Source organism: Pseudomonas sp. GW456-12-10-14-LB2 (assembly GCF_002884345.1).
Classification (GTDB): Bacteria; Pseudomonadota; Gammaproteobacteria; order Pseudomonadales; family Pseudomonadaceae; genus Aquipseudomonas; species Aquipseudomonas paraglycinae.
Map to the genome: position 1 here is coordinate 1 of NZ_POHV01000070.1, position 13,751 is coordinate 13,751.

Below are 13,751 nucleotides of genomic sequence, written 5' to 3' on the forward strand. Positions count from 1 at the left end.
AGAACACCCCGATCGGCTCCCTCTCCCTCCGGGCGGTCCGACGTTTCGGGAGGGCTGGGGTGAGGGCTCGATCTGATCAACACCCAGGATCCAACTGACCAAACCCCGGAGCGTCACAACAATGTCCGCCCCCCAACAACCCACCTGGCCCGACCAGCACCACGCCTGCCTCGCCCTGGCCTTCGACCTCGACGGCCCGACCGGCGATGCCATGCTCAACAACTCGATCTGGCACAAACCCGAATACTTCGGCTTCGGCGGCTACGGCCCCTACCGCGCCCTGCCGCGCCTGCTGGATCTGCTCGACGCCTTCAAGATCCCGACCACCTTTTTCGTCCCCGCGTGGGTCGTGGAAAACTGGCCGAAACAATGCCAGGCCATCGTCGAGCGCGGTCATGAAGTCGCCTACCACGGCTACAAACACGAATCCTTCTACGCCCTGACGCTGGACCAGCAGCAGGCCGTGATGAACAAATCCCGCGACGTCTTCTGGCAATACCTGCACATCCGCGCCGAGGGGTTTCGCACTCCGTCTGGCGACTGGCGCGCCGAAACCCCGGCAATGCTGGCCGACAACGGCGTCATCTATTCCAGCAGCATGCGCGGCGACGACCGCCCGTATCTGGTCAACGTCCCCGGCCACGACACGCCACTGGTGGAAATCCCCGGCCGCTGGGAAATGGACGACTACGCCTCCCTCGCCTACACCCGCGCACCGAACTTCCCGTCCGGGCTCGACCGCACCGCCAGCTACGAGCTGACCCTCGACAACTGGCAACGCGAGTACGACGGCGCAATGGACGAAGGCCTGTGCCTGACCACCCTGTTCCACCCGAAAATCACCGGCAAACCGGGGCGCATCCTGTTGCTGGAGAAACTCTTCGAACACATGCGCCAGCGCGATGACGTGTGGTTCGCCACCTGCCGCGACGTCGCCCGCTGGTGGCTGAAGGAGCATCACCATGGCTGACGCTGACAACCTCTGGCCCGCCAGCAAACGCTGCGCGGTGGTGCTGACCGTCGATTACAACGACATCCACGGCATTCTCACCCAGGCCCCGGAAGTCGCCGGGCGCGACAAGACGCTCTCGGTATGGCGCTATGGCACGCAACGGGGCGTCGAGCGTTTGCTCGGCCTGTTCAGGGAACTCGGGGTACGCAGCAGCTGGTTCGTGCCCGGCATCGTCGCCGAGGAAAACCCGCAGCACATCGCCGCGATTCTGGCTGACGGCCATGAAATAGCCTGCGCCGGCTACCGGCATCAGGATTACGACACGCTGGATCTGGCGGCGCAAAGTGCGGAAGTCGCCAAGGGTTGTGCAGCGCTGGAAACGTTGACCGGCGTGCGTCCGACCGGTTTCCGGATTCCTGCGGGTAACGGAGCGCCGGGCTTCATCGAAGCCTTGAAAGATCACGACATCCAATGGTCTTCGTCATGGCGTGGCGATGACCTGCCGTTCTTGCACCCGACGGCGCCCAAAGTGGTCGAGCTGCCGCTGCATTACGAACTGGAAGACGAGCCTTACTTCGCCTTCAATCTGAGCCCGGCCGTGCCGCCGGCACAATCGCGAATCGCCTCCTACAGCCACACCCTCGGCAACCTGCAAATGGACTTCGCCGGATTCCACCGTTTCGGCCTGTGCTACGTGCTGCGCCTGCATCCGGAAATCATCGCCACGCCGGGGCGTATCGGTGTGCTGCGGGAATTGCTGCAAGGCATTCAGCAGCACGACGACGTGTGGATCGCCACTGGTGCCGAAGTCGCGCAGTGGTGGGCGCAGACGGCGACGCCGGTTGCGCAGGATCATCCGGCGTCGGTGTATGAGCGCCACTATCGGGACTACCTCGTATGACCGAACGCATGCAGCGGCTGGCGCAGTTTTGCGTCGATACGCGGTTTGAAGACCTGCCGCCAGCATTGGTGGAGCAGGCCAAGCGACACATTCTCGACACCTTCGGCGCAGCACTGGCCGGGGCCGACAGCGCGGTGGCGCTTCAGGCGCGGCAGGTGTTCGGCGCCGAACCCGGCACTGCGTTGGTCTGGGGTTCATCGTTGCGGGTCGGCGCGGGACATGCGGCGTTGCTCAACGGCATCGCCGCCCATGCGCTGGAGCTGGACGACACCGGCGGTTGCGATCATTCCGGCGCGGTGGTGTTGCCGGCGGTGATGGCGGCGCTGTCGCTGGTGGATAGGCCGGTGGACGGTCGCGAATTCATCACCGCCGTGGTGATCGGCTACGAAATCGGCCGGCGGGTGCTGGAAGCCTGCGGCAGTTATTCGGCGCACAACGGCGCCGGTTGGCATTCGACCGCCACTTGCGGCGTGTTCGGCGCGGCGGCGGCCTGTGCACGGATCTTTGCGCTGGATGTCGGGCAAACCGTGTCGGCACTGGGCATCGCCGGCAGTTTCAGCGGCGGGTTGTGGGCGTTCATCCATGACGGTTCGCAAAGCAAGAAACTGCACAGCGGTCGTGCGGCCGAGGGTGGTTTGCTCGCGGCGCGTTTTGCCCGTGAAGGCGTCAGCGGGCCGTCGGTGTTGTTCGAGGATGTCTGGGGCGGGTTTCTCAAAACCCTGGCGCCGGGCAGCGCGCAGCCGGATGCGCTGGATGCCGAATTGGGACAGGTCTGGAAACTCGCGCGCTGTTCGATCAAACCCTATGCCGCCTGCCGTGGCACTCATTCGGCGATCGATGCGCTCGGCTTGTTGCTGGAGCAATTGCAGGTTGGCGCCGATCAGGTTGAAGACATCCAGGTGCACCTGTGCGGGTTTCTGCTCGACATGTGCGGCGGTCGCGACATCCAAAGTCTGGCCGCCGCGCAGATGAGCCTGCCCTACGCCCTCGCCGCGCGACTGGTGCACGGCCATTGCCGACTCGAGGCTTACGACGAACAGCCGCGCGACGATCCGCGCATTGCCCATTGGCTGATGCGCATTCGCCTTGAAGTGGATGAGTGTCTGTCGGAGGATGGCGAGCCGCTGGTCATTGTTCGAACCCGCGACGGGCGTCAGGCGAGCCTGTGTGTCGAGGTGCCGCTGGGCGCGCCGGGCAATCCGCTGAGCGAGGCGGCGCTGGAGGAGAAGTTTTTCAGTCTGGCGTTGCGGGTCATTTCACCGGTCAAGGCTGAGCCTTTACTGGCGCAGCTGCGGCAACTGCAAACGCTGGATTCCGTGCGCGATCTCGAGCACCTGTTAACCGAATAAGGACATTTGATTTTCCGTGGCCACCTACTCGCTCGTTATCCGCCGCCTGATGATCGTCTCGCTGACCATCGTCGTCAGCCGCGCCATCACCAGTCCGTTGCTCACCCTGTTTTTGAGCAACAAGCTCGGCCTCGACCAACAGGATGTCGGGTTATTGCTGGGCATCGCGGTGTTCATCGCCACCCTGCTTGCGCTGTACGGCGGCTACATCATCGACCGGCTCGAGAAGCGCCGGTTGCTGATTCTGGCGATGCTCTCCAGCGCCATCGGCTTCGTGCTGCTGACATTCGCCAAAGACCTGTACCTGACGACCGCCACCCTGGTCATCACCGAAACCGCCTCGGCGCTGTTCCTGATCGGCTCCAAGGCGATCCTCAGTGAAAACCTGCCCATGGGCCAACGGGCCAAGGCATTTTCCCTGCGCTATACCCTGACCAACATCGGCTACGCCACGGGCCCGATGCTCGGTGTGGTGATCGCCGGGGTGTACCCGATTGCGCCGTTCCTGATTGCTGCGGGCATCGCTTTCGGCAGCATCTTCCTGATGATCGGCATCCCGAAGGACGCCAGCCCGGTCGCCGCCATCGGCCAGCCGCAAAGCTTCCTGAAAACGCTGATCACCCTGAAAAACGACCGCACATTGATCATGTTCACTTGCGGCTGTCTGCTCAGCACCGTGGTTCACGGGCGTTTCACGTTGTACCTGTCGCAATACCTGCTGGTGGTCGAAGACTCGCAGCGCGCGTTGCAAACCATGGCCGCCCTGCTCGCCTGCAACGCCATCGCGGTGATCCTGCTGCAATACCAGATCGGTCGTTTCCTCAACCGGGAAAAACTGCGCTACTGGATCGCCGCCGGCACCAGCCTGTTCATCCTCGGCCTGATCGGTTTCAGCCTCGCCGACAGCCTGGTGACGTGGTGCATCGCGATGTTCATCTTCACCCTCGGCGAGATGATCATTTACCCGTCGGAGTTCCTGTTCGTCGACACCCTGGCCCCGGAAGAACTGCGCGGCAGCTATTACGGCGCGCAGAATCTGGCGGCGCTGGGTGGCGCGCTGAGCCCGGTAATTTGCGGCTTCCTGCTGATGCACACGCCGGCGCCGACCATGTTCTATGCGCTCAGCGCATTGACGGCTATGGGCGGTTTCCTTTGTTTCATGAGCGGGCGACGCGTGGCTTTACTGCATAAATAATGCACTGAAACTGCATTTATATGAATTTGTCAGCATCGTGAATGCTTGGCACACTGTGCGCGTTCCTCCCCCAATAGTTGGAACACTTCGAAGGACTTTCCGCGTTTACGGACAAGTCCTTTTTTTTGCCCTGAATTTCGCAAAGGATCGATTCTGCATGCTCGCTCGCTGGTTGCCCGCCGCCATCAACACCCGCCCCACCGAATGGAGCCGCGCCGCGATCGGCATGGCCTTGGGCACGTTGTTCAGCGTGTGGGCGTGCAGTCAGGTGTTCGGCATTGAAGTGGCCTACCACCTGATCGGCCCACTGGGCGCTTCGGCGGTTTTGCTATTCGCGGTGTCGTCCGGCGCCCTCGCCCAGCCGTGGTCGATCATCGGCGGCTACCTGTGCGCAGGCGTCGTTGCGTTGCTGGTGGCCCACGTCCTCGGCCGAACCCTCGGCAGTGCGTGCCTCGCCGCCGGCATGGCGCTGATCCTGATGTGCTGGCTGCGCTGCCTGCACCCACCGGCCGGCGCCGTCGCGTTGACCATGGTGCTGGCCGACCCGATGACCATCGCCATGGACTGGAAAGCCCTGGAACCGGTGATGCTCAGCGCCGCGTGCCTGCTGCTGGCCGCACTGGCCTACAACAACCTCACCCGCATCCGCTACCCGAAACGCCCTGCCGAACCCGCGCCGGCTGTGGCCCCGGTGGATATTCAGTCCATCACGGCCGAGGATCTGAAATTGGCACTGGCCGATATGGAGGCATTCATCGATGTCACGCCGGAGGATCTGGAGCAGTTGATTCATGCCAGTGAACTGCATGCCAAGCGGCGCAGCATTGGCCAGGTGTTCCGCTGAGTCCGGAGCCAGTCCCTGTCAGCGTTGTCGATTGAAAAGAAGCCCCGATCCCGTGCATTTGGCCTAAGGTAAAAATGCAGACAGCCCGTGCACATATCCCCGTTGTACACGGCAAATTTGCACTGTTACGATCCGGTAACGCTCGCGCGCGAGCTTCTCGAATAAAGACAATAAAAGCAGGGAGTTAGTGATGACTGCTCAGGCTTCATCCCCGCGGACTTCGTCCATGGATGCCACGCCGCACGAAGTGCTGGCCGAGGTTCGCAATCACATCGGTCATCTGACCCTCAACCGCCCCGCCGGCCTCAATGCCCTGACCCTCGACATGGTGCGCCAGCTCCAGCAACACCTGGACGCCTGGGCCGCCGATGCCGATATCCACGCCGTCGTGCTGCGCGGTGCCGGCGAGAAAGCCTTCTGTGCCGGTGGCGACATTCGATCCCTGTACGACAGCCATAAAAGCGGCGACACGCTGCACGAAGATTTCTTCGTCGAGGAATACGCCCTCGACCTGACGATCCACCACTACCGCAAACCGGTGCTGGCGCTGATGGACGGTTTCGTCCTCGGCGGCGGCATGGGTCTGGTGCAAGGCGCCGATCTGCGGGTGGTCACCGAGAAGAGCCGTCTGGCGATGCCGGAAGTGGCGATCGGCTATTTCCCGGATGTCGGCGGCAGTTATTTCCTGCCGCGCATTCCCGGCGAGCTGGGGATTTATCTGGGCGTCAGCGGCGTGCAGATCCGTGCAGCGGATGCGCTGTATTGCGGCCTCGCCGACTGGTATCTGGACAGCAGCAAACTCGGCACTCTCGACGAACAGCTCGATCACCTGGAGTGGCACGACACGCCGCTCAAAGACCTGCAAAACCTGCTGGCCCGCCACGCCGTGCAAACCCTGCCGGATGCGCCGCTTGAGGCCTTGCGCCCGGCCATCGACCATTTCTTCGCCTTGCCTGATGTGCCGAGCATCGTCGAGCAACTGCGCGCCGTCACCGTCGCCGACAGCCACGAATGGGCGACCACCACCGCCGACCTGCTGGAAACCCGCTCGCCGCTGGCCATGGGCGTGACCCTGGAAATGCTGCGTCGCGGCCGGCACCTGAGCCTGGAACACTGCTTCGCCCTCGAACTGCATCTGGATCGCCAATGGTTCGAACGCGGCGACCTGATCGAAGGCGTCCGCGCCTTGCTGATCGACAAAGACAAATCACCACGCTGGAACCCGCCGACCCTGGCTGCACTGCACGCCGAGCAGGTCGAGAGTTTCTTCCACGGTTTCGAAGAGAGCGGGAGCTGAGCCATGCACGATCTCGAATTGACTGAAGACCAGGTAATGATCCGCGACATGGCCCGGGACTTTGCCCGCGGCGAAATCGCCCCCCACGCGCAAGCCTGGGAAAAAGCCGGCTGGATCGATGACGGTCTGGTGGCGAAGATGGGCGAACTCGGCCTGCTGGGCATGGTGGTGCCGGAAGAATGGGGCGGCACTTACGTCGACTACGTGGCCTATGCGCTGGCAGTGGAAGAGATTTCCGCGGGTGACGGCGCCACCGGCGCGTTCATGAGCATCCACAACTCTGTGGGCTGCGGGCCGGTGCTCAACTACGGCAGCGAAGAACAGAAGCAGACCTGGCTGGCGGACCTGGCCAGCGGAGCGGTGATCGGCTGCTTCTGCCTGACCGAACCCCAGGCCGGCTCCGAAGCACACAACCTGCGCACCCGCGCCGAACTGCGCGACGGGCAATGGGTGATCAACGGCGCCAAGCAATTTGTCAGCAATGGCAAACGGGCAAAACTGGCGATCGTGTTTGCGGTGACCGATCCGGATCTCGGCAAGCGCGGGATCTCGGCGTTTCTGGTGCCGACCGATACGCCGGGGTTCATCGTTGACCGGACCGAACACAAGATGGGCATCCGCGCCTCCGACACCTGCGCGGTGACGCTGAACAATTGCAGCATTCCTGAAGCGAATCTGCTGGGTGAGCGCGGCAAAGGTCTGGCGATTGCCCTTTCCAACCTGGAAGGCGGACGCATCGGTATTGCCGCGCAAGCATTGGGCATCGCCCGAGCGGCGTTTGAAGCTGCGCTGGGTTACGCCCGTGATCGGGTGCAGTTCGGCAAGGCGATTGTCGAGCACCAGAGCATCGCCAACCTGCTGGCGGACATGCAGATGCAGATCAACGCAGCACGCTTGATGATTTTGCATGCGGCGCGGCTGCGTACGGCGGGCAAACCGTGCCTGTCGGAGGCTTCACAGGCCAAGCTGTTTGCTTCGGAAATGGCCGAGAAGGTGTGTTCGTCAGCGATTCAGATTCATGGCGGGTATGGGTATCTGGAGGATTACCCGGTTGAGAAGTACTACCGGGATGCGCGGATTACCCAAATTTATGAGGGATCTAGCGAGATACAGCGGATGGTGATTGCTCGGGAGTTGAAGAACTATCAGTTGTGACCGTGTCGGCCCCTTTTCCTCACCCCAGCCCTCTCCCGCAGGGAGAGGGAGCTGACCGAGGTGTCTGGCGTCATACATCGACCTGAAACATCCCGGTCGATTATGGAATTGCCTAACGAAGACACCAATCCCGCGCTATTCAAGCCTGAGTTCAACTCGGTAGCTCAGGTCGGTGCAACTCCCGAAAACAACTCGGTCAGTCCCCTCTCCCTTTGGGAGAGGGTTAGGGTGAGGGGGCTTTTGAGGGCGCCGCGTTATTTGCCTTGGAACTCGGCAGGCCGCTTCGCCACAAACGCCGCCATCCCTTCCTTCTGATCCTGCGTCGCAAACGCCGCATGGAACACCCGGCGCTCAAAGCGCACGCCTTCAGTCAGGTTCACTTCGAATGCGCGGTTGACGCTTTCCTTGACCATCATCGCAATCGGCAGCGATTTGCTGGCGATCACCGCCGCGACTTTCAGCGCTTCATCCAGCAACTCGGCACTCGGCACGATCCGCGCGACGATGCCGCAGCGCTCGGCTTCCACCGCGTCGATCATGCGGCCGCTCAGGCACATTTCCATGGCCTTGGCCTTGCCCACCGCGCGGGTCAGGCGCTGGGTGCCGCCCATGCCCGGCAGCACGCCGAGGTTGATTTCCGGCTGGCCGAATTTGGCGTTGTCGCCGGCCAGGATGAAGTCGCACATCAACGCCAGTTCACAGCCGCCACCCAGGGCAAAACCGTTGACCGCCGCGATGATCGGCTTGCGGCGGTTGGCCACGCGATCGCTGTCGCTGAACAGGTCGTCCATGTAGATCTGCGGGTAGGTCAGATCGGCCATTTCCTTGATGTCGGCGCCGGCGGCGAAGGCTTTGGTCGAGCCGGTGATGACGATGCAGCCGATGTTCGCGTCGGCTTCAAAACCATCGAGCGCGCGGTTCACTTCGCTGACCAGTTGCGCGTTCAGGGCGTTCAGCGCCTGCGGGCGATTGAGGGTGATCAGGCCGACGCGGCCATGGGTTTCCAGCAAAATCGTTTCATAACTCATGTGCAGATTCCTTCTCAAAGATTGCGCGAAATGACCATGCGCTGAATGTCGCTGGTGCCTTCGTAGATCTGGCAGACCCGCACGTCGCGGTAGATGCGCTCCAGCGGGAAGTCGTTGAGGTAACCGTAACCGCCGAGGGTTTGCAATGCCATGGAGCAGACCTTTTCGGCCATTTCCGAGGCGAACAGTTTGGCCATCGACGCTTCGACCAGCGCTGGTTGGCCGCTGTCACGCAGGGCGGCGGCGTAGTGCACCATCTGCCGCGCCACGGCGATCTGGGTGGCCATATCCGCCAAGCGGAACGCCACGGCCTGATGCTCGATGATCGGCTTGCCGAAGGTGTCACGTTCACGGGCGTAATCGCGCGCCGCTTCGAACGCGGCGCGGGCCATGCCCACCGATTGCGAAGCGATGCCGACGCGGCCGCCTTCGAGGTTGGCCAGGGCGATCTTGTAGCCCTCGCCCTCCTCGCCCAACCGGTTGGCTACCGGCACTTTCACGTCTTCGAACAGAATCTGGCAGGTGTCCGAGGCGTGCTGGCCGAGCTTGTCTTCGACGCGGGCGACTTTGTAGCCCGGCGAGTCGGTCGGCACGATGAATGCGCTGATCCCGCGTTTGCCGGCGCTCGGGTCGGTCACCGCAAACACGATCACGATCCCGGCGTTCTGCCCGGAGGTGATGAACTGTTTGCAGCCATTGAGCACGTAGTGATCGCCTTCAAGGCGTGCGCGGGTTTTCAGGCTGCTGGCGTCGGAACCGGCCTGTGGTTCGGTCAACGCGAAAGCGCCGAGCATTTCGCCGCTGGCCAGCGGTTTGAGAAAGCGCTCACGCTGGTCGTCGTTGCCGAACTTGAGGATCGGCACGCAACCCACCGAGTTGTGCACGCTCATGATCGTCGAGCAGGCGCCGTCGCCGGCGGCGATTTCTTCCAGGGCCATGGCGTAGGCCAGGTAACCGGTGTCGCAACCGCCCCACTGCTCCGGCACCAGCATGCCGAAGAAGCCCAGCCCGGCCATTTCGCCGATGGCTTCTTTCGGGAAGCGATGCTCGCGATCCCACTCGGCGGCGAACGGTTTCAACCGTTCCTCGGCAAACTGCCGAGCCATGTCGCGGATTTGTTGCTGGTCGTCATTGGGAATCATGGCAAATCCTTAACTCGGGTTCAGACGCACTCGACAGCCATCGCCGTGGCTTCGCCGCCGCCGATGCAGATCGCCGCGACGCCGCGCTTCAGACCCTTCTGGCGCAGGGCCGAGAGCAAGGTCACCAGAATCCGCGCGCCGGAGGCACCAATCGGATGGCCCAGGGCGCAGGCGCCGCCATGGATGTTGAGCTTGTCGTGAGGGATTTCCAGGTGGGTCATCGCCGCCATGCCGACTACGGCGAAGGCTTCGTTGACTTCAAACAGATCGACCTGATCCAGCGACCAGCCGGTTTTCTTCATCAGCTTCTTGATCGCGCCAATCGGCGCCACCGGGAACAGGCCCGGGGTGTCAGCGAAGGCTGCGTGGCCGTGAATCACCGCCAGCGGTTTCAGGCCCTGCTTCTGCGCTTGCGACTGACGCATCAGCACCAGCGCCGCTGCGCCGTCGGAGATCGAGCTGGAGTTGGCCGCCGTCACGGTGCCGCCCTCGCGGAACGCCGGTTTCAGCGAGGCAATCTTGTCCAGTTTGGCTTTTGGCGGCTGCTCGTCGTTGCTGATCACAACCTGTTCTTTGCCAACGGTCACGGTCAGCGGAACGATCTCGGCCTTGAAGCTGCCGTCCTTGATCGCCTGCTGGGCGCGGGTGGTCGAGGCAATGGCAAAGGCGTCCTGAGCCTCGCGGCTGAAGTCGTTGGTTTCGGCGCAATCCTCGGCGAAGGTGCCCATCAGGCGGCCCTTGTCGTAGGCGTCTTCGAGGCCGTCGAGGAACATCGAATCCAGCACCCGGCCGTGGCCCATGCGGTAACCGGCGCGGGCGCGGTCCAGCAGATACGGCGCGTTGGACATGCTTTCCATGCCGCCGGCGATCACCACATCGGCGCTGCCGGCCAGCAGCATGTCGTGGGCCAGAATGGTGGTTTCCATGCCCGAACCGCACATCTTGTTGACCGTGGTGCAGCGGGTGGATTTATCCAGCCCCGCGCCCAGCGCAGCCTGACGCGCAGGCGCCTGGCCGAGACCGGCCGGCAATACGCAGCCGAACATCACTTCATCGACCGCATCGGCGGCGACACCGGCACGCTCAACCGCCGCCTTGATTGCAGCGGCGCCCAGTTGCGGCGCGGTCAGGCTTTTCAGTTCGCCCTGAAAACCGCCCATCGGGGTGCGGACGGCGCTGACGATGACAATCGGATCGTTGGAGATGGTCATGGGAAATCCTCCTTACTTGGCGGCCATGCGCAAGGCACCGTCGAGACGGATCACCTCGCCGTTGAGCATGCTGTTTTCAATGATATGCCGCACCAGCGCGGCGTACTCGGCCGGTTTGCCCAGACGCGGCGGGAACGGTACGCCGGCGGCCAGCGAGTCGCGGACTTCCGGGGTCATGCCGGCCATCATCGGTGTTTCGAAAATGCCCGGGGCGATGGTCATCACGCGGATGCCGAAGCGCGCCAGTTCACGGGCCGCAGGCAGGGTCAGGCTGGCGATTGCGCCTTTCGACGCCGAATACGCAGCCTGACCGATCTGGCCATCGAACGCCGCAACCGAGGCGGTGTTGATGATCACACCGCGTTCGCCGTCGGCGTTGGCTTCGCTTTCGGCAATCGCTGCCACTGCCAGACGCAGCATGTTGAAGCTGCCGATCAGGTTGACGTTGATCACCTGAGCGAAGCTGGACAAGGCGTGCGGGCCATTCTTGCCGAGGATTTTCTCGCCGCGAACGATACCGGCGCAGTTCACCAAACCATTCAGGCTACCGAAGGCTTTCACAGTCGCCTGCACGGCGGCTTCGGCGGCGGCTTCGTTGCTGATGTCGGCCACCACACTCTGCGCACCGAGGCGCTGGGCCTGGGCGGCGACGGCGTCGGCGTTCATGTCCACCAGCATCACTTTGGCGCCGGCGCTCACCAGCAATTCAGCGGTGGCGGCACCCAGGCCGGATGCGCCGCCGGTGACGATAAAAACCTTGTTTTCGATCTGCATGACTGTTTCCTTGGATTCAAGCTGAAACGTTGTGCGCCGCGGCCTCTTGAGCCTTGGCGATTTCCTGGTTGCGCAAGATAAAGCGCTGCAATTTGCCGCTCGGGGTTTTCGGCAACTCGCTGACAAATTCGATTTCACGGGGGTATGAATGCGCGGCCAGACGCTTGCGCACGTGTTGCCGCAGTTCTTCGGCCAGCGCAGGTTCCGCGCGGTATTGCGGGTTGAGCACGACGAAAGCTTTCACCAGTTCGGTGCGCTCCGGATCGGGCTTGCCGACCACTGCTGCCTCGACGACGGCCGGGTGTTCGATCAGTGCGCTTTCCACGTCGAACGGGCCGACCCGGTAGCCGGACGTGGTGATCACGTCATCGCTGCGGCCGACGAAGCTGATGCTGCCGTCCGGGTTCCACTCGACGGTGTCGCCGCTCAGGTAGTAATTGCCGACGAAGGCCTTGGTCGGCGCGCCTTGGTAACCGGCGAACCAGCACATCGGCGACTGTGTGCGGTCGATGGCGAGGATGCCGGGCTGGCCGACGCCGAGTTCGTTGTTCTGCTCGTCGAGCACCACGATGCGATGGCCCGGCGAAGCAAAACCGGCGGCGCCGAGGTGGATCGGGTGTTCGAGGCCGTGGTGGTTGCACAGCACCATGCCCAGCTCGGTCTGGCCGTAGTGGTCGTGAATGACCACGCCGAGGTTGTCGGCGAACCAGCGGATCACTTCCGGGTTCAACGGCTCGCCGGCGCTGCTGACAATGCGCAGCTTGCCCTTGATCGATTTGGCGAACTCATCGCCACCGGCAATCAGCAGGCGATACGCCGTGGGCGAACCGGTGAGGTTGGTGACCCCGTACTTGTTGATCACCCGGCAAGTGCTTTCGAGGGTGAACGGGCCATCGTAGAACGTGATCGGATGGCCCATCGACAACGGGCCGGTCACGCCAAAATAGATGCCGTAGGCCCAGCCCGGATCGGCGACGTTCCAGAACGCATCTTCCGGGCGCAGATCCACGGCATCGCGGGTGTAGCTCTGAAACGCCACGACTGCCTTGAGCGGCACCGACAGCGCTTTCGACGGGCCGGTGGTGCCCGAGGTGAACATCAGCAGGAACGGGTCTTCGCCGGTCAGCATCACCGGTTCGCAGACATTTGAATGGTTGGGCAGCTCGGCCCAGAAACTGAAATCGCCACGGACGATGCCCTGGCCTTTCGGGCCGCCAACGGTGACCAGCGTCGGGCAGTCGGCGACTTCGCTGAGTTTCGACCGGTTGGCGGCGTCGGTCACCACGACTTTGGCGCCGGAGCTGTTCAGGCGATGTTCAAGGGCTTTGGGGCCGAACGCGGTGAACAGCGGTTGATACACCGCGCCGATGCGCCAGGTGGCGAACACGGTGATCAGCAATTCGATGTTGCGCGGCAGCAGGCCGGCGACCTTGTCGCCCTTCTGCACGCCCTGGGCGAGAAGGAAATTGGCGAAACGCGCGGCTTTGTCCTGCAGGTCGCTGAAAGTATACGTCGCACTGGCGCCGTCGCGGCCTTCCCAGAACAGCGCGATACGCCCCGGCAAGGCGTGGCGGTCACAACATTCGACGCAGGCGTTGAGCGCCTCGAGCGAGCCGCTGAGGGCGGCGTCCACGGTGTGCTGATAATCAAACTGTTTGGTGGCAGACAAGTAATCGCGCATTGCCAGAATCCCTCTGTTCTTATTAGGTTGGGGAACCGTAAACAACAGAGGAATACTCGCGCCGCACGCCGTCTGCGGCAATGGTCAAAGCCCTCAAAGTGGATGACTGGTTTGGCCAAGGTTCCGGACTTTGATCGCTCCCACGCCGTGCCGCGATGATCGTTCCCACGCTCTGCGTGGGAATGCCTCAAGGGACGCTCCGCGTTCCAGCTCTGGAAGGGA

At 62.9% G+C, this 13,751-nt stretch carries 12 protein-coding genes; 7 read left to right on the plus strand and 5 right to left on the minus strand.

The features are described 5' to 3' along the window. Positions 1–121: 121 nt before the first annotated feature. From C1X29_RS27705 to C1X29_RS27735, 7 genes are all read left to right on the plus strand, one after another. On the plus strand, positions 122–970 hold the full coding sequence (locus C1X29_RS27705) for a polysaccharide deacetylase (protein WP_085745591.1): 849 nt from the start codon (positions 122–124) through the stop codon (positions 968–970). Next, positions 963–1,853: a polysaccharide deacetylase gene (locus C1X29_RS27710; protein WP_102718905.1), complete on the plus strand. Its 891-nt coding sequence runs from the start codon at positions 963–965 to the stop codon at positions 1,851–1,853. Before C1X29_RS27705 ends, C1X29_RS27710 begins: the two co-directional genes overlap by 8 nt. Further along, positions 1,850–3,202 (plus strand): MmgE/PrpD family protein, encoded by a 1,353-nt coding sequence (locus C1X29_RS27715; protein WP_102718906.1) that lies wholly within the window; start codon positions 1,850–1,852, stop codon positions 3,200–3,202. Before C1X29_RS27710 ends, C1X29_RS27715 begins: the two co-directional genes overlap by 4 nt. Positions 3,203–3,218: 16 nt before the next feature. Then, entirely contained in the window at positions 3,219–4,397 is a 1,179-nt protein-coding gene (locus C1X29_RS27720) for an MFS transporter (protein WP_102718907.1), read from the plus strand. Between the two features lie 157 nt (positions 4,398–4,554). Further along, positions 4,555–5,241: an HPP family protein gene (locus tag C1X29_RS27725; RefSeq protein ID WP_102686096.1), complete on the plus strand. Its 687-nt coding sequence runs from the start codon at positions 4,555–4,557 to the stop codon at positions 5,239–5,241. A gap of 190 nt (positions 5,242–5,431) precedes the next feature. Then, positions 5,432–6,538, plus strand: coding sequence for an enoyl-CoA hydratase/isomerase family protein (locus tag C1X29_RS27730; RefSeq protein ID WP_085745587.1), 1,107 nt, complete (start codon positions 5,432–5,434; stop codon positions 6,536–6,538). A 3-nt stretch (positions 6,539–6,541) separates the two neighbouring features. Beyond that, a complete protein-coding gene (locus C1X29_RS27735; RefSeq protein WP_039768643.1) occupies positions 6,542–7,693 on the plus strand; it encodes an acyl-CoA dehydrogenase family protein in 1,152 nt (383 codons plus the stop codon). A 254-nt stretch (positions 7,694–7,947) separates the two neighbouring features. Here C1X29_RS27735 and C1X29_RS27740 read toward each other — a convergent pair whose 3' ends face one another. Genes C1X29_RS27740 through C1X29_RS27760 form a run of 5 tightly spaced genes read right to left on the minus strand, consistent with a single transcriptional unit; the run spans position 7,948 to position 13,529 of the window. Further along, entirely contained in the window at positions 7,948–8,721 is a 774-nt protein-coding gene (locus tag C1X29_RS27740; RefSeq protein WP_039768644.1) for an enoyl-CoA hydratase, read from the minus strand. A gap of 14 nt (positions 8,722–8,735) precedes the next feature. After that, positions 8,736–9,863 carry an acyl-CoA dehydrogenase gene (locus tag C1X29_RS27745; protein ID WP_011334278.1) on the minus strand — a complete coding sequence of 376 codons (1,128 nt, stop codon included), beginning with the start codon at positions 9,861–9,863 and terminating at the stop codon, positions 8,736–8,738. Between the two features lie 20 nt (positions 9,864–9,883). After that, positions 9,884–11,074 (minus strand): acetyl-CoA C-acyltransferase, encoded by a 1,191-nt coding sequence (locus C1X29_RS27750; protein ID WP_102686093.1) that lies wholly within the window; start codon positions 11,072–11,074, stop codon positions 9,884–9,886. A gap of 12 nt (positions 11,075–11,086) precedes the next feature. Beyond that, positions 11,087–11,848, minus strand: coding sequence for an SDR family NAD(P)-dependent oxidoreductase (locus C1X29_RS27755; RefSeq protein WP_102718908.1), 762 nt, complete (start codon positions 11,846–11,848; stop codon positions 11,087–11,089). Positions 11,849–11,864: 16 nt separating this feature from the next. Beyond that, positions 11,865–13,529 (minus strand): AMP-binding protein, encoded by a 1,665-nt coding sequence (locus tag C1X29_RS27760; RefSeq protein ID WP_102718909.1) that lies wholly within the window; start codon positions 13,527–13,529, stop codon positions 11,865–11,867. Positions 13,530–13,751 lie beyond the last annotated feature (222 nt).